This is a genomic window from Novipirellula artificiosorum, from assembly GCF_007860135.1.
GTDB lineage: Bacteria > Planctomycetota > Planctomycetia > Pirellulales > Pirellulaceae > Novipirellula_A > Novipirellula_A artificiosorum.
Genome location: NZ_SJPV01000029.1, coordinates 1 through 15,381, shown reverse-complemented (window position 1 = coordinate 15,381; position 15,381 = coordinate 1). Strand labels below are relative to the sequence as shown.

11 protein-coding genes are annotated in these 15,381 nt (G+C 54.0%); 7 read left to right on the top strand and 4 right to left on the bottom strand.

Annotation, left to right across the window (positions count from 1 at the left end; all coding sequences use genetic code 11):
• Nucleotides 1-42 precede the first annotated feature (42 nt).
• Nucleotides 43-1,902 (bottom strand): hypothetical protein, encoded by a 1,860-nt coding sequence (locus Poly41_RS32450; protein ID WP_146531536.1) that lies wholly within the window; start codon nt 1,900-1,902, stop codon nt 43-45.
• Between the two features lie 449 nt (nt 1,903-2,351).
• Here Poly41_RS32450 and Poly41_RS32445 point away from each other — a divergent pair, with 449 nt between their 5' ends.
• Genes Poly41_RS32445 through Poly41_RS32435 form a run of 3 tightly spaced genes read left to right on the top strand, consistent with a single transcriptional unit; the run spans nt 2,352 to nt 5,362 of the window.
• Nucleotides 2,352-2,783: a GntR family transcriptional regulator gene (locus tag Poly41_RS32445; RefSeq protein WP_146531535.1), complete on the top strand. Its 432-nt coding sequence runs from the start codon at nt 2,352-2,354 to the stop codon at nt 2,781-2,783.
• Nucleotides 2,776-3,696, top strand: a complete 921-nt coding sequence (locus Poly41_RS32440) for an ABC transporter ATP-binding protein (protein WP_146531534.1) — start codon at nt 2,776-2,778, stop codon at nt 3,694-3,696. Before Poly41_RS32445 ends, Poly41_RS32440 begins: the two co-directional genes overlap by 8 nt.
• 25 nt (nt 3,697-3,721) lie before the next feature.
• A complete protein-coding gene (locus Poly41_RS32435; protein ID WP_146531533.1) occupies nt 3,722-5,362 on the top strand; it encodes a hypothetical protein in 1,641 nt (546 codons plus the stop codon).
• Nucleotides 5,363-5,634: 272 nt separating this feature from the next.
• Here Poly41_RS32435 and Poly41_RS32430 read toward each other — a convergent pair whose 3' ends face one another.
• Both Poly41_RS32430 and Poly41_RS32425 read right to left on the bottom strand, forming a co-directional pair.
• Entirely contained in the window at nt 5,635-6,198 is a 564-nt protein-coding gene (locus tag Poly41_RS32430) for a Uma2 family endonuclease (RefSeq protein ID WP_197231946.1), read from the bottom strand.
• 361 nt (nt 6,199-6,559) lie between these two features.
• Nucleotides 6,560-7,516: a helix-hairpin-helix domain-containing protein gene (locus tag Poly41_RS32425; RefSeq protein ID WP_146531531.1), complete on the bottom strand. Its 957-nt coding sequence runs from the start codon at nt 7,514-7,516 to the stop codon at nt 6,560-6,562.
• A 168-nt stretch (nt 7,517-7,684) separates the two neighbouring features.
• On the opposite strand from Poly41_RS32425, the gene Poly41_RS32420 reads away from it, so the two are divergent.
• From Poly41_RS32420 to Poly41_RS32410, 3 genes are all read left to right on the top strand, one after another.
• Nucleotides 7,685-10,033, top strand: coding sequence for a DUF4838 domain-containing protein (locus Poly41_RS32420; protein ID WP_146531530.1), 2,349 nt, complete (start codon nt 7,685-7,687; stop codon nt 10,031-10,033).
• Between the two features lie 237 nt (nt 10,034-10,270).
• Complete coding sequence (locus tag Poly41_RS32415; protein ID WP_197231945.1) at nt 10,271-12,988, top strand: serine/threonine protein kinase; 2,718 nt, start codon at nt 10,271-10,273, stop codon at nt 12,986-12,988.
• A gap of 173 nt (nt 12,989-13,161) precedes the next feature.
• On the top strand, nt 13,162-13,719 hold the full coding sequence (locus Poly41_RS32410; RefSeq protein WP_146531528.1) for an ECF-type sigma factor: 558 nt from the start codon (nt 13,162-13,164) through the stop codon (nt 13,717-13,719).
• A 252-nt stretch (nt 13,720-13,971) separates the two neighbouring features.
• Here Poly41_RS32410 and Poly41_RS34630 read toward each other — a convergent pair whose 3' ends face one another.
• On the bottom strand, nt 13,972-14,418 hold the full coding sequence (locus Poly41_RS34630) for an STAS domain-containing protein (protein WP_231616127.1): 447 nt from the start codon (nt 14,416-14,418) through the stop codon (nt 13,972-13,974).
• 228 nt (nt 14,419-14,646) lie between these two features.
• On the opposite strand from Poly41_RS34630, the gene Poly41_RS32400 reads away from it, so the two are divergent.
• A complete protein-coding gene (locus Poly41_RS32400; RefSeq protein ID WP_146531526.1) occupies nt 14,647-15,207 on the top strand; it encodes a TlpA family protein disulfide reductase in 561 nt (186 codons plus the stop codon).
• Nucleotides 15,208-15,381: the final 174 nt, after the last annotated feature.

Here is a 15,381-nt window from a genome sequence, read left to right as displayed (position 1 = left end):
CTTGTGGCCGGTGGGAACCGGCCCTACTCAATTGGCGGTCTGTTACTCAACGGATTTTGCGACGTTCTTGTAGACCATTTCCTGGTCGTCTTGTTGCCAGATAGCAGTCCACTCGCGTCCCGTTTCCGTGAACTTCAGCACACAAGTGCCTTCGCGTTCAATTCCGTCGCCGAACGTCGCGATGAAGGTGCCTTCCCATTGCTCGTCGGTGATCTTATCCAGTGGATAACGTATGTTTGAACACAATCCAGTTGTGTCAAACCATCGTTCGACAAGTGCATTTCCATTAGAATCCCAACCGCAAGTCCCATTTCCAAATACCGATTTGCCGTCCTTGACATGCACCGATGAAATGACAACCGTTTGACCACCCGGAAGCCAAATCCGTTTGTCACATCCAGTACTGGGGGTATCATCGGTTTGCTTGCTAGTGATCGACGATGTGCCAATGAACGATTCCATTGCTTTGATCGCCTTCTCGGGAATGACCTTGCTGCCACCGCGCTGGCGGACCCAGGTCATCGTGTCTTGGGTTCGTTCACCGGTCGCCGTGACGATGTCTCGCGAGTTGACCAGTCGATCATCTCCCACGATCTCGGTTTCGATATGGAGTTTGGATCCATCGGAAGCGTTGAACCAATCATGGGAAAAGGAGCCGGGCTTTGGTGAGTCGGTTCTCGATACAATGACCTTTCCGTCCTTAGGGAATCCCCACCATGTCATCTGGTCGGTTGTAGGATCGACACCAATCATGCATACCGACGATTCGCTATCACTATGCGTCGTCAGCTTGAGTAGCTTCTGGTCCTCAACCCACTGATAGTAGTGCACCGTATTTGTTTCGTCACCTTCGGGCGTCCACACACCGCCGACCGCATAGTTGCCCCAAGCTTTGAAGGCATCTTCGGCGCTCCGTTTTTCATCTTCCGATTTGCCGATGCGTGTCCAGATATCATGACGCTCATCGTCGGCTTCGTCGCCAGACGTACTTGATCCATCGGCAACAAAAGAGTTGCTGTCGTCGGCGAACTTGAATGTGCCTTTGTAAGTTGTCTTGGTGCCATCCGCGAGAGAGCCTTGGCCGATCTCCACCCAATGATCATCCTCTTTATAGTAGACGTTGTGATTCACCGTGCCATCGGGGAATAGGACGATGCTTTTGATCTGTTTTGCAGACGCATCGAAATAGACGGTCCAGTCCAGGGATCCCGTGTCCGCGGTCAAGACTCCGCGAAAACTCTTGCCATTAGAGACGGGTTTTGATTCCGCCAACATGGTTACTGTCTCGCCACGCTTTCCCATGCCCTCCAAATCGCGAACCCAAGTTACCTTTCCGGTCCAGTGGCCTTCGAACAGATTTGCGAGTTCTTGAAAATCTGAAAGCGTGCTTTGGTGGGCCTTCAAGCGAGTGTTTTTCTCGACCCCATTACTTGAAACTCCATCAGCGGTGAAATTCCACTTGCACAAATAGGAATCGTCAGACGTCTTTGTGATCGTGACATTGCCATTGTTGTTGGGATCAGCGACATCGGCGAAGTCAAACTTGCCAACGAGAGTCTTGTCATCTTTGACTTCATAGACAATTCGCCAGCGGGTTCCGTCGGAGGCCGAGGCGTATTCGAAAAGTTTCTCGCCTCCGGCCTCGACTCCGGTGATCATCGAATACTCGCCCCATTCGCAGGTGCCGGTGGAATAGAAAGCGGTGCCTCCGGCAACAAGATTTCCGCTCCACTGATACGTGTTTTGAGTCTTTCCATCTTCCGTCCACTGAGTGCTTTCGCGAACCCAGTCGCCTTGGAAGAATTTTAACCACTGAGCGATTGCATCCTCTGCAGACGCACCTGACGACATGAGAGCTGTCATTGCGACAAAAGCCGCAGCAATACCAAGAACGCGTTTCATAGGTCGAGTCCCCGCAAGAAAGAGAAGTTCATCTGACTAAAACGCGCGCCGTCAAACATGGGTGTCTGGGGCAGGAGAATGAGGCAGATAGGAAAACACGAGTGGACGTGGCATTCTATGAAGGGGTTTTGGAAAAATTCTTCAGAAAGGATGAACTCGTCCACCATTCTTTTGTATCACAATTCTTGGCGTTCGTGGTTACTGGTAAACGAAAATCGGATTGAATCAACACGCCCCCTTGCGCCCGTTTCGGCAAGAACGACAAGCCTGTCTTGACACCGAAAGACCACTGTACTACAACTGTGTACTTTGAGGGGTGGTTGCGTGGCAAGCAGCGGAATGAGATCTGTATTGCGCAAGTTCTATCGCCGCAGTATTGAACAGCCCTCCCATCGAGCGAGGGCGGATACTGAGTACTCCTCCCCGTCACTTAAGTCAGAGACGTCCCTATGTACATCCGCATTGAACGAGGCTCTTCAACACCCATCACGCGACAGATCGCTGAGCAGATTCGTTCTCAGTGCTTGGCGGGTGTGCTGAAATCAAATCAGTGTTTGCCTTCGGTGCGGCAACTTGCTCGCGAGCTGGCTGTGAATGTGAATACGATCGTACGAGTCTACGAACGTTTGGCTTCCGAAGGGTTGTTGGAGATGCGGCACGGCGAGGGCACGTTTGTTCTCCCGCGGTCGGCTGCGTCGCAGGACGCAAACAGACTGGATGAGCAGCGAAAGCAATTTGCACGCGAGTTTGAAGCGGTCATTCGGCGGGGGCTCTTGCTGGGGCTAACGACCACCCAACTGCGAGGCATGCTGACGTCAGCTGCATCGGAGGCTAGGGCTCAGATTCATCATCAGACACAGGTGGAGAGAAACGATGAGTGATTCGACGATTCATGTGGATCGAGTGACCAAGTCATTCGGTTCTCAATCCGTACTGCAAGACGTGTCGCTAAGTGTTCCGGCTGGTCAGACGTTGGCCCTGTTGGGACGCAACGGTGCGGGCAAGACCACGACCATCCGAGTTCTTCTGGGTTTGATCCCAGCGGACTCCGGAGCGGTTCGGCTGGGCGGAATCGATCCGTCCGTCGATCCCCTGAAGGTGCGTGGCCAAGTCGGTTACCTCGCGGAAGACCAAACCATGTATGGTTGGATGACGCCAACCGAGCTGATCCGTTTTCTTGTTCCGTTCTACCCGACGTGGGACACGCAGCGGGCTGAGGATTGCATTCGTCGTTTCGATATCCCGCGTCACACCCGGATCGGCCGGTTGTCCAAGGGGCAAGCGGTGAAGTTGGGGTTGGCACTCGCAACGGCGCACCGACCTGCGATCGTCATCCTGGATGACCCATCGATGGGACTCGATCCGATCGCTCGCAAGGAATTCAATCGTGATCTCGTTGAGCACTTGCAATCTTCGGGGGCCACGGTGCTCTACAGTTCACACCTTTTGGATGAAGTCGAATCGGTTGCCGACGCGGTGGCGATCCTTGACCAGGGTCGGATCGTCCGGGTGGGCGAGACGGAATCGGTGCGGACCGAAGTCAAACGGATTCTCGTTCCGCTGACGTCGATTGCTGGAACCTCTCGCCCCGACGGACTGCTCGATGTCCGGCGGTACGACGACCGGCTGGCTCTGGTCTGCGATGATGCGGAGGCGTACATCGAACGATTGTCTGCTCAGTCGATCCCTTTCGACGTCGTGGATTTGAGTTTGGACGAGATATTTGAGGCGTTTGTGATTGGCCGCACCACCGATTGGCCGATCGCCGAAGCAGATACTTCGGTCCTGGCTTGACAACCTATCTTGATGGAGAGCGACCATGCGCAATTTGATTTGGAAACAATGGCGAGAATCCCGGATATTGCTCGCTATTTTTACGATCTGGATGATTCTCTCGGTTGGTTACACGGTTCTGTACGAATTGGGTCACGGGTATCGTGCAGTCGTGGGTAGTTTTAGCTCGTCGGCGATGCTCTACAACCTCGTCGCGTCGATTGTCCTTGCCGTTCGCACGTCACAGGGTGAGCAGACCGAGGGGACGCTCTCCTTCACAACTTCATTGCCGATATCGATCTATCGCGTGGCGACGGTTCGAATTGCGGCTGCTGCCTCAACGCTAGCGATTCCCCTTCTGATCGGTGCGTTCCTGCTGGCGATTGCTCTGGCATGCGGCGTCGTCGAGCAAGCCGAGCCTCGCGATGCGGAGTATAGCGGCCGTCTGTTGCAGCGGCCAACCGCACCGCTTGGGATGTCGCTGGAACAGCTCTCGAGCGTGACGGCGATCGCCGTTTTCGGTGGCGTGGAGTTGTTGTTCGTCATCAGCCTCTGCGGGTGTTGGCTGCGCAGCCAGGCTCAAGTTGGATTGCTCGGTGCGGTCATGGCGTTGGGGTCGATGATCGCAGAGGGAGCTTTTTGGTATGGCCAACGGAGGCCGATTGCACAACTTATTTACGGCGTTGCTTTGCCACAGTCTCTGATGATTCAGTGGGGATATGGGGAAGCGACGGGAGACTACACCGATCACGAACTCGCGCCCTTTCGATGGCTCTCACTTGCATTGGCGGTGCCTGTGCTCGCGATTCTTGCATCTTCGTTTGTCTATCGATACGGATCGCGATCTGCATCGATTCAGACCGTGAAGAAACGGCGGTCTTGGATCGGGCTACCAACCATGGTATCGCGTTTGCCTGTTCGCCTACCCAACCGATGGATCGCCTTGATCTGGCTTGAACTACGCCAATCGGTTCCGCTTGCCCTATTTGGCCTTGTGTTCGCGATACTGGTTACCGTGGCGGGCGTCTTCATGGAATCCCGACACCATCAGGGCTTCGGCACCTCATTTAGGATGGAGCTGCCGCATTCGGTATTCTTTATCGGCATGTTGTGGGCTGTCGTTGTGGGATCGGGCCTCTATTCCAGAGACCTGGACCTGAAGCTTGGCAATTTTTGGCGGTCACGCCCGATCTCGCCGGCGATGTGGTTTTGGTGCAAATTTATCGTCGGGCTGGTGGTCGTTCTCGTGGTGCTCGATGGCACGACGATACTCGTGTCCTGGACTGCGCCGAGAGAATCGATGACGTCTGGAATGAGTTGGGCCTACGTCGGTTGTTTTCCGCTGATTCATGCGTTGATGTACTCTCTCGCCGTGCTGGGAACGTGTGCCTTTCGTCGTCCCGTGATTGGTGGAATTGTTGCCGTCGCAGGCTATTTCGTCGCGACTGCGGCGATCACCGCATTTCCGATGACACTCAACCTGGAACCCCTCAGCATCTACAACGATCTGCTTTCGGCGGAGCGTGCTGGGCACGTCGATTTCACACAGCACGGCTATCCATTCGTCTATGGCATCCTTGCAGCATCAATCTTTGTTTTCGCTCTGTCAGCATCTCGCTTGGCAAAGCCCCTGCAGCCGACGTTCTGGTGGTTCGCGCGAGCACCGATTCGCGCTGAGAACGGCTAGCCCGGGTTATTCATCCGTCCAAAAATGTTCCCCGTAACCTTTTTAGGCCAACGGCTGCATCGTTTGAGTAAAGCGCAGACTGCGCACGTTGGAGTCGTAGGCTTTAGCCGATTCAGCAAGGATCCAGCACCCAATCGGCTAAAGCCTACCACTCCAACGAATCATCCGGGCTAGCTCAGATGATTCACGTGGGCTAGCAACACAGTGGCACGCATTGCCGACAACGGCGTAGATGCAATTGCCGTCATCCGTCGTCGGATGGTGAATTTCCTTTACTCGGCTGTCACTTCGAACAACTCAGCCGTGTTGAGTATCGCTGCGTGGCGGCACTTGGGGGCCAGCGGGTTTGGCGGCACGACGATTTCGATGTTGCGGTAATGCTTGCCATCGCTCTGAGTCATCACATGGATGCGTGAGGCAGGAACATCGACGACCCAGTATTCGGCAATGCCACTTTCTGCGTACAGATCTGCTTTTTCTTGAAGGTCCGCTGCGAGGCTACTATCAGAAACCTCAATCAACAACAACACATCCGCGGATGTTGGGCGAAGTTGACCGTACCGACGCGGTTTCAGCCACAACAAGTCCGGTTCCGGACGGTTGTCGTCGCAGACAAATCCACACTGAACGCGAATACTCGCGTCGTTCGCTGTCGTATTGTCAGTCGACCAACGGGTTAAATAGGCAAGGTAGTCATCGTGAATGGGGCCAGCGGGATTCATGAAACGTAACTTGCCTCGGATCAGTTCAATCTTACGAGGTCCTATGGCGTCGAAGGCCCCTCGCTCGACCATCGAGTCAAACTCTGCGCCGGTGATCTTGGAAACGACACTCATCTTTCTCTCTTGACCCTGGGACAAAACGGGGCATGCTTCGGTGAACGTCACCATCGGGTCACTCGGCTCCGCCTCGTCGGGCGATACCCAAGCGGCTCTTCCACGCCTGCCTCTCGATCCGCCACGAAGGTCTCGCATGAGGCAGTGAAAAGGAACAAGTGGGCCTTCAAGCTTACGCCTTCCTATTCTAACGTCCCCCCTAAGCCACCGACAACAGACAATGTCACTATTTCGCTATTCCTCGATACGGTCATTGGCTTCGCGATGGTCGAGGAATTCGAACTCGAAAGGCAGATGGCTTTGTGACCCGTTTGCTTTCCACCAGCCCATGGGCGGTCAACGGCATACCGTGTCCTTAAGGTCAGTCGAAAAGGAACCTCCCTCGGTGTTGTCGGTTCGGATCGTAGATTGCTTCACATTCGTCTTCGCGTCCGCGAACAATGCGGTGTCCTCGCAGTGTTCCAAACTGGGACGTGATCACGGTCCATCGTGAGTGCGATTGTGGGTCATCGCGGTAGATGATCACCCAGTCCTTGATTGTGTTCAGTTGATGAGCGCGCTGGGTATTGGAATACAGTGCCGTATAGTGCCGATCCTCTCGTTGAGTATGCAGGATTGGCAGCCATGCAACACGGCCAGGGTTGAACTGGCGCGGCGCAATTTTTGGCAATCGGCCTTGGGCCGCCAATCGTCGGTATTCCTCGTCGACCTCTAATAGCTCGTCAATGGAAACGGATCGATCCACGTCGCTTGGTCGTGGTGTAGGTTCCTTTGCCGATTTTCGGTGACGAATTCGCTCGGCCAACGTTTCGCGAATCGCAAGCATTCGTTTGCCTCCGATGCCTGTGACCCGTTCAAGTCGACCATCGCTTGCAGCTGCGAATAGCTCAGGCAACGTCTCGATTTCCAATTGCTCATGAATTCGACGTGATAGTTCGGGACCGATGGAGGGTATTGTAGAAAAAATTCGCTCGGCGGCGTCTTCGCCACGCAAACGATCAAGAAGCGGCATTCGTCCCAATCGCAGGTATTGGTCCATCAGATTCGCGATCGATCGCCCAATCGTTGGAATCGCGATCAGTCCAGCAAGCCCCTCTTCGTGCAGCACCTCGCTGACGGGCTTCAGGAAACCGCTCAACGTTTCACTTGCGTTTTGATAGGCACGAACACGAAACTCACTTGCGCCCTGGTCCGCCAACAAGCGCGCGACTTCGCTCAGTTGAGACGCAATCGCTCGGTTTATCGGAGTTTCATGTGTCCTTATTCCCTCGATTTCTTCCATTGCCTCGTTGGGCTGACTTGATCCAATGGCAACCATGACTATTTCCGGTTCATTGAAAACAGAAAGATGCAACCGCGAGAAACTCGTTGCAATTGGCGTGCCGTAATGCAGCAGAGCGTGGGTGATGGATACTGTTTGTCGGCTCGCGTAAACTGAGTTCCGTTCGTGCACGAATCTTACTCTCGTTTTTTTTTCGGAGTTGCTATGGTCTTGATTCGCTCGGCTTGTGTGCAAGGCGACGGCATTGGTTTTTCAACGGGTGTCCGTATTGCGTTCTTTTTCGGTTTGCTGTTTGTTTGCTTGCCAAGCAGTGCGCCCAATGCAGCGGATGTAGACCAACCGTTCATGATTGCCGAAAACGGCAAGCCGCAATGCGTCATCGTGGTCGCTGGTCAGCCGAGCGCAGCGGAGCAGACAGCTGCGATCGAACTGCAGTCGATCTTGAAACAGGTGACTGGGGCAGAATTGCCGATCCAGACATGCACCGAAGTCGAACAGGATGCGAAGCAGATCGTCGTTGGGCCGTCAGAGCGGTTCACCGATTTGCTGCCAAACACTCAACTTGACGAAGTTGGCGACGACGGGATCGTGATTCACGGTAACGGCAATGCACTGGTCCTCGCCGGGCCTCGCCCGCGCGGGACACTGTACGCTGTCTATTCGTTCTTAGAAGACCAAGTGGGGTGCCGTTGGTGGACGCCGACCGAGGATGAGATTCCACACCGTCCAACGCTTAGCATTCCTCCGCTATCGATCACCTACTCGCCCAAGTTGAAGAGTCGCGAAGCGTACTACCGAGACGCCTTTGAGGCTAAGTTCTCCGCACGGCAGAAGCTTAACGGGCACAGTGCTCGAACTGGGCCCTCGCTTGGCGGTAACATTCGCTTTACGGATTTTGTCCACACGTTCTTTCCTTTCTTGCCGCCGAAGGTGTACTTTGATCAACATCCCGAGTGGTACAGTTTGATCGATGGGAAACGGGTTCACGAGAAAGCGCAGTTGTGTTTGACCAACGATGAAATGCAGGCCGAGATGACGCGAGTCGTTTTGGAACGGCTCGCGAAAAATCCGGGTGCGAAGCTGATTTCGATTAGTCAAAATGATTGTCGTGGCCCCTGTCAGTGCGAAAACTGCCAAGCAGTGGTCGATGAGGAAGGATCGCAGGCGGGGCCGTTGCTGCGATTTGTCAACGCGATTTCCGCGGTCGTTGAGAAAGAGTTTCCGGATGTTTGGGTCGAAACGCTTGCCTATCAATACACACGGGCCGCGCCATTGAAAGTCCGCCCACGATCCAATGTGGTCGTGCGGCTTTGCTCGATCGAATGCTCCTTCGTTGAAACGCTAGGCGAAGGCGAACAGAACGAGCCATTTCGCAAAGACATTGAAGCTTGGAGCAAAATCACGCCACAGCTGTTCGTCTGGGATTACGTGACCAACTTCTCAAACTATCTCGTGCCCCATCCCAACCTGCGGGTGCTGGCACCCAATGTTCGGTTCTTTGTCGACCACAGCGTGGTTGGGTTGTTTGAACAAGGGGACTCGCAAAGTGGCATCGGTGATTTTGTTCGTCTTCGAGCTTGGCTGCTGGCTCATTTGATGTGGAATCCGGATCAAGACGAAGAGGCGTTAATCGACGAGTTCTTACGAGGCTATTATGGGCCTGCTGCACCTCATTTGCGAGATTACCTCAACCTTATCAACGATGCGGGGGAGCGTGATGGAATCTACCTTCGCTGTTTTATGACCGACACATCCGCTTGGTTGACTCTGGACGATTTGAACCGCGCGACCGAACTGTTTGCGAAGGCCGAGTCGGCAGTGTCGGGCGACGCCGCGTTAGCTGCTCGGGTGCGCCGCGAAAGGTTGCCGCTGGATCACGTGTGGCTTTCGCGGTACAAATCGCTCAAGCGGTCCGCACTGATTGGAAACACCCCGTTCGCCGGCCCCGATGATCTGCAAGCGGCTTGCGAAGACTTCATTCGTGTGTGTAGGAGAGAGGGCGTAGGGAATTGGCGAGAACGGCATCCGTTTGACGAACGGGCGAATTTGCTGATACGGAAATCGGGACCACCTGCGGCGTTGCCACCCCAGGCCGCGGGCGTTCCCCCGGCCGATTGGATCGACTATCAAGACGGCGAATTTTCGATTGCCCGAGCAGGTGAGTGGGCAGAGTTTGTCGAAGACACCGCTGCCTCCGATGGACATGCCGTTCGAATGCCAGGCAACCATTTTGAATGGGCTGCGAGTCTACCTCTTAGCGATGACATCGCGAGTCTCAATCCGTGGCACGTGTATGTCGCGGCACGCTGTGAGGCGACGACCCAGGAGGGAAACGCGATGACGATGGGTATCTATGATTCCGCTGAAAAGAAGTCGGTGGCACATCAGTCGGTGCTTGTCCAGCAGGCCGCCGGGGCTGAGTATCGTCTCTATGACCTCGGCACGCACACGCTGTCGGGTTCCATGTACATTTGGGTTGCGCCCCCCAAGCGACCTGGCAAGGTCCAGAGCGTTTACGTCGACCGGGTCTTTATGATTCGATCCCCGCAGTAGCGGTCAGGGTGTAGCTACGAATGAAGCAAAAATGAGCGCCAAGCACGGAACTTGATTTCCGTGCTTGCGGGCACCCGATCGCGGCCAAACATTGGAAAACGCTGTGTCAGACCGTTGGTTGGCTGCCGATGAGCCATTCAAAACGGCGGGAATTGCGTTTTTTTTCGGAATCCGTGAGCCCCATGCTCGGAAAACTCGCATTGATTGCTGACAATGCGGATTCCCAGGAGCCAGATCATGAGCGACTCACAATCGATTGAAGAACTGTTCGGCCAGCTTGTTGAGATTTCGACGGCGGACGGGCGTCGTGATTTTCTTGAACAGGTCTGCGGTAAAGATGCCGAGCTGCGTGGAAAACTGCAGCGGCTTCTTAAATCGCATGAAGAAGCCGATAGCTTTCTGCAAGACGATGCTGTGCAGGGGTCAACATGGGCTGCCGAAGTCGAGGCTTCAGCAAGTATGCAAATCGGACCCTACAAATTGCTGCAAAAGATTGGCGAGGGCGGCATGGGTGTCGTCTACATGGCCGAGCAAAAATCGCCAGTCAAACGGCGGGTCGCACTGAAAATCATCAAGCCGGGAATGGACACGCGTCAGGTCGTCGCTCGTTTTGAAGCGGAGCGCCAGGCGTTGGCGATGATGGATCACCCAAACATTGCCAAAGTATTGGAGGCCGGTGCGACCGATGACGGTCACCCCTTCTTTGTGATGGAACTGGTCAAAGGCATTCCGATCACCAAGTTTTGCGATCAGCAGAAGCTTTCGCCTGACGATCGGCTTGAACTCTTCATCGATGTGTGCAGCGCCGTTCAACATGCTCATCAAAAAGGAATCATTCACCGAGACCTGAAGCCGTCAAACGTCTTGGTCGCCAAGTTTGACGATAAGCCAACCGTGAAAGTGATCGATTTCGGCGTCGCCAAGGCGACGAACCAAGAGCTGACCGAGCGCACCATGTTCACCCAGTTGGGGCAGATCGTCGGAACGCTTGAATACATGAGCCCCGAGCAAGCCCAACTAAACCAACTGGACATCGACACTCGCAGTGACATCTATTCGCTCGGTGTCTTGCTGTACGAGTTGCTTACCGGAGAGACTCCCTTTGACGCTGCGAGATTGCGTTCAGCCGCTTTTGATGAGTGTTTGCGGATCATCCGTGAAGAGGAACCGCCAAAGCCAAGCCTACGACTCCACAGTAGTCAGTCGCTCGAAGCGATCGCTCAAAATCGACAACTCGAACCAAAACGATTGGGTGGCCTGATCAAAGGCGACTTGGACTGGATCGTGATGAAGGCACTGGAGAAAGAGCGGTCGAGACGCTACGACTCTGCGAATCGGTTTGCGGAGGACGTACGAGGTTATCTGAACCATGACGTGGTCACGGCCCGTCCGCCTTCGACTTGGAATCAGCTTCAGAAGCTTTATCGTCGCAACCGACATTTGTGTGCGAGCGTAGCCGTCGCCTTCCTCGGCCTCTTTCTTGGTTTGGCTGTTGCGTTGTGGGGAGTTCATTCAGCAATCAGCACAAATAGAAAGTTAGTAACGAAGAAACGCGAACTAGAAGAAACGAATTTAAAGCTCGCTGATAGAAGTGGAGAATTAGAATCGCTTCTCAACGATTTGCGGATTCAATTGCTAGACAAGGCGTTTATGTTTGCATTGGACGGACAGCCGGAGTTAGCTTTGGAAGCGGTTGAAGACGCAGTCGATGCCCAAGCGGACCCGGTCTTTGAGCAGATTGTTTTGAGTATGGCATACCTAATGAAGGGAGAGCATGAGAAAGCGATTGCTTCTGGAAGAGAAGCTACACAGGATTCGCCAAAAAGCTACGCAGCATGGGCGGTTTACGCGCACGTGAATTCTGTTGATCCCAGCGAACAGGCTGCGCATGCGATGCTGAGTCGCCTGCAACCCAAGACTGCATTTGACCATCTCCTGGGAGCACAGAACGAAGTTTGGATCTCACCGCAAAAGGCTCTTGCATCGATCGAACTCGCGAATGAACTAAAAGACACATCTTTATACCACGAGCTAGTGATTGTCGCATTGTCAAATTTATCATTCTTTGATCAAGAAAATGGACATGCGGCAAACGCGACTAGCAAAATTGAGGACCTATACCGCCGTCACCGAAGAAGTCCAATGACGCTGACGACTGACCTTTACTCGCGGCTAGCCGCGCTTCATGAACAACGCCGTACGAAGAAACCAGACCGTCCAGAAGACCTTCAGCAGGCTCAAGCTGCGTGTGATCAGCTTGCACGGTACCGCGATATCTATTTCGCAGGTCGAACTCGCGCTTGGTTCCTTGGCGATTTTGGAACGATCGAAGAAACGATGGCAGAATGGTGGAACCGGTTGCGGTTGGATCCGGTTGGCAGTGACTTTGGCCATTTTGCAGCGATCTATCACTTGGCGGACAAGAAAACGGAGGCTCTTGAGTTGCTGCAAACGACGAAGGATGACGATACAAACTACTTGCGTCTTGCGACCGCTCAACTGCTAGCTGATGAACAGAACCAGCACGATGAAGTTGAGAGGATCTGTCGCTTGGTTGTCGGAAATAGCAAGGGTCCCAATGATTGTGCGCACGCGATCGAGATTCTGTTGTTGATCGGTCGTGAGGAAGTCGCGCGAGAATTGGCGAACGTTTCGCTATCGTCGCTCGATGAAGATTTGTCGGCGCCCCAGCTTCGGGCGTTATCCGATTACTTGCATGACGGGAAATCCAAGCACTTATCTGACGGACTCACGCTTGGCTCTGCCGATTCCACCATCGTCTTTTGGGATTTTAGTCCGGATTACGTATTAGGACTTCAGGCGATGGGCAAAGGAGAAGGGGAAATCGCTGCCGAGCATTTTCAACGATGTGTCTCGTCTGGTCAGTTTCCGTCCAATTGGTACTGGTGGGCGAAAGCCTATTTGAAGCGAATCCAGGATGACCAGATCCATTGAAAAATATTGGAAGTAGCAAGTGGCCGTGACGCCGAGAAGCGACATCAGCTCGAGAAACTCATTGAGTCGCACGACAAGGCGGGGATCATCCACCGAGACGTCAGCTATCGAACGTACTGGTCACCGAATTGGACGGCAAACCCATTGGCAGCCAACTTGAAATATACGCCCTAATGACGACTGACATCACCACCATCCTTTCACGCATCGACTCCGGCGATCCCCGCGCCGCGGAAGAGCTGCTGCCGTTGGTTTACGACGAGTTGCGAAAACTTGCTGCAATTCGTATTTCTCGCGAGAAGCCGGGGCAAACGCTCGAGGCGACGGCGCTGGTGCATGAAGCGTATTTGCGTCTTGTCGATCAAGAATCGGACCAGCAGTGGGATTCCCGCAGCCACTTTTTCGCCGCCGCCGCTGAAGCGATGCGGCGAATTCTAATCGACCGTGCCCGATCCAAGCAGAGTCTGAAACATGGTGGTGACCACCAGCGGATGGATTTTGAAATTCATTGTCCGGCAAGTAAGGAAACGCCGGAGCGACTGCTGGCTATCGACGAGGCGCTTAGCAAACTGCAACAGGAGCATCCGCAAGTCGCCGAGCTACTGACGCTGCGTTACTTCGCGGGCGTTCCGATGAAGGACGCCGCCGAGCTGCTTGGCATCTCGCCAGCCACCGCCAAACGCCGCTGGGCATTCGCCAGGGCCTATCTGTACGGCGAATTGACTGACTAATCGCTTGCCAGAAAGGACCTCGGTGCCGCTCACAAAACGCCCGCTTTCCAGCGAACCCGGATTATTCATCCGTCCAAACCTATTCCCCGTAACCCTTCGTATGCAATCCGTTTACATCGATTGAGTAAAAAACGGACTGCGCACGTTGGAGTCGTAGGCTTTAGCCGATTCAGCAAGGATCTAGCACGCAATCGGCTAAAGCCTACCACTCCAACGAATATTCCGGGCTAAGGATCCACTGAACCAAGTTCTTCAGTCGAAGCTGGCCAGCGAGTCTTGTTCGCTGTCGACAATGTGAAACAACTTGTCGCGCTTTGTGATTTTGAAAACCTCCATGGCATTGGGGCGGACGTTGTAAAGCACGAGCCGTCCGCCGCCACGATGGATTGTCTCGTTTAGCTTGACGAGTTCTGTGATCGCTTCAGAAGAGAGAAATGCCACATTCTCGAAGTTCAACAAGAGTTTGGAATGACTGAGTTCGTTTCCGGCTCGCGACAACTGCTCAGCGACGGTTTTGTCGAACGTTTGCCCCGCTTCAAAATCCACTCGGGCAATTTGATTCCTGGAAAACCAGAGCAGGTGCCCACAAGATGGACAGGGGGCATCGCCAGCAGGCCTCGACGGATCCATGCAGATCACAGCCCCACAGACGGAGCAGCAGCTGGGTTCGCCCTCGGGAGTTCTTGATGAGATGATCATTCTGGCCGAACAAGTTGAATTGCGATCGGTAACGCACAAGCGTTGAGACGTGTCCTTCGAGCCCATTCAAATAGGGCTGTTGCTTCCGGATATTGGTCGCTCCTCGCAAGAAACCTAACCGTGTAGCACCCAATGTTATCCGTCTCCGCAGATTTCAACAAGTTTTCTGCTCTAGAATATTGACGTGAACGGTATTCGCTTGTATCCATCACTGAGGGAGCCAGTTTGATGATTTACTTTAGTTTGGCGGTCGCTTTGTTGATCGGGATGATCCTGGGACCGATCTTCGTGGTCGCCTTGTTGTTGCTGCTTTCGTCTCGCTCTGGCAAAGGGCGTGGCGATTCAAAACTCGATCCTCCGGAAATCCCAGGCAAGATCGTTTCGCTGGATTTCACGGTTCGGACGCTTGATGATCAAGAAGTCAACTTGGAAGCATTGCGCGAGGGACGCCCCATGTTTCTCAATTTCTGGGCGACGTGGTGTGGTCCTTGCGTGAAGGAAATGTCGAGCATCGAAACACTCTACAAGCAATCCGATGGGCGACTGGCGTTTGCGTGTGTGTCCAAAGAGGAAACAGAGGTCTTGAAGGAATTTCTTGACAAGCATTCCTATTCGTTTCCCGTTTATCGGATCGAAGAAACGCCTAGTGACTTTGAAACGCGAGGGATCCCGGCGACTTTCGTTCTCTCTTCGTTGCGCGAGGTCGCCCTGCAACATGTTGGCGCCGCCGACTGGGCCGATCCATCCGTCCTCGACTTTGTTGAACGCTTAGCATCGCGGGATCAATAACTAACGTAAGCGGACGAGGCCACGAGTCCTGCAACACGGGACTCGTGGCCTCGTCCACTTCTATGAAATGTTTGCTGCTGTCAAGTGACTGTTGTGTTGGGGTGGTTGTTGATTGAGTTTGCGTTTAAACGATCCGGTTCCCCATTCTTCTATCCGAGCTCTGATGGCCCAAGT

Excerpts from the sequence above, each read along its gene's own strand:
- Poly41_RS32435 (WP_146531533.1), top strand. The coding sequence starts at position 3,722 with ATGCGCAATTTGATTTGGAAACAATGGCGAGAATCCCGGATATTGCTC.
- Poly41_RS32410 (WP_146531528.1), top strand. The coding sequence starts at position 13,162 with ATGACGACTGACATCACCACCATCCTTTCACGCATCGACTCCGGCGAT.
- Poly41_RS32415 (WP_197231945.1), top strand. The coding sequence starts at position 10,271 with ATGAGCGACTCACAATCGATTGAAGAACTGTTCGGCCAGCTTGTTGAG.
- Poly41_RS32440 (WP_146531534.1), top strand. The coding sequence starts at position 2,776 with ATGAGTGATTCGACGATTCATGTGGATCGAGTGACCAAGTCATTCGGT.
- Poly41_RS32445 (WP_146531535.1), top strand. The coding sequence starts at position 2,352 with ATGTACATCCGCATTGAACGAGGCTCTTCAACACCCATCACGCGACAG.
- Poly41_RS32400 (WP_146531526.1), top strand. The coding sequence starts at position 14,647 with ATGATTTACTTTAGTTTGGCGGTCGCTTTGTTGATCGGGATGATCCTG.
- Poly41_RS32425 (WP_146531531.1), bottom strand. The coding sequence starts at position 7,516 with ATGGTTGCCATTGGATCAAGTCAGCCCAACGAGGCAATGGAAGAAATC.
- Poly41_RS32420 (WP_146531530.1), top strand. The coding sequence starts at position 7,685 with ATGGTCTTGATTCGCTCGGCTTGTGTGCAAGGCGACGGCATTGGTTTT.
- Poly41_RS32430 (WP_197231946.1), bottom strand. The coding sequence starts at position 6,198 with ATGAGTGTCGTTTCCAAGATCACCGGCGCAGAGTTTGACTCGATGGTC.
- Poly41_RS34630 (WP_231616127.1), bottom strand. The coding sequence starts at position 14,418 with ATGATCATCTCATCAAGAACTCCCGAGGGCGAACCCAGCTGCTGCTCC.
- Poly41_RS32450 (WP_146531536.1), bottom strand. The coding sequence starts at position 1,902 with ATGAAACGCGTTCTTGGTATTGCTGCGGCTTTTGTCGCAATGACAGCT.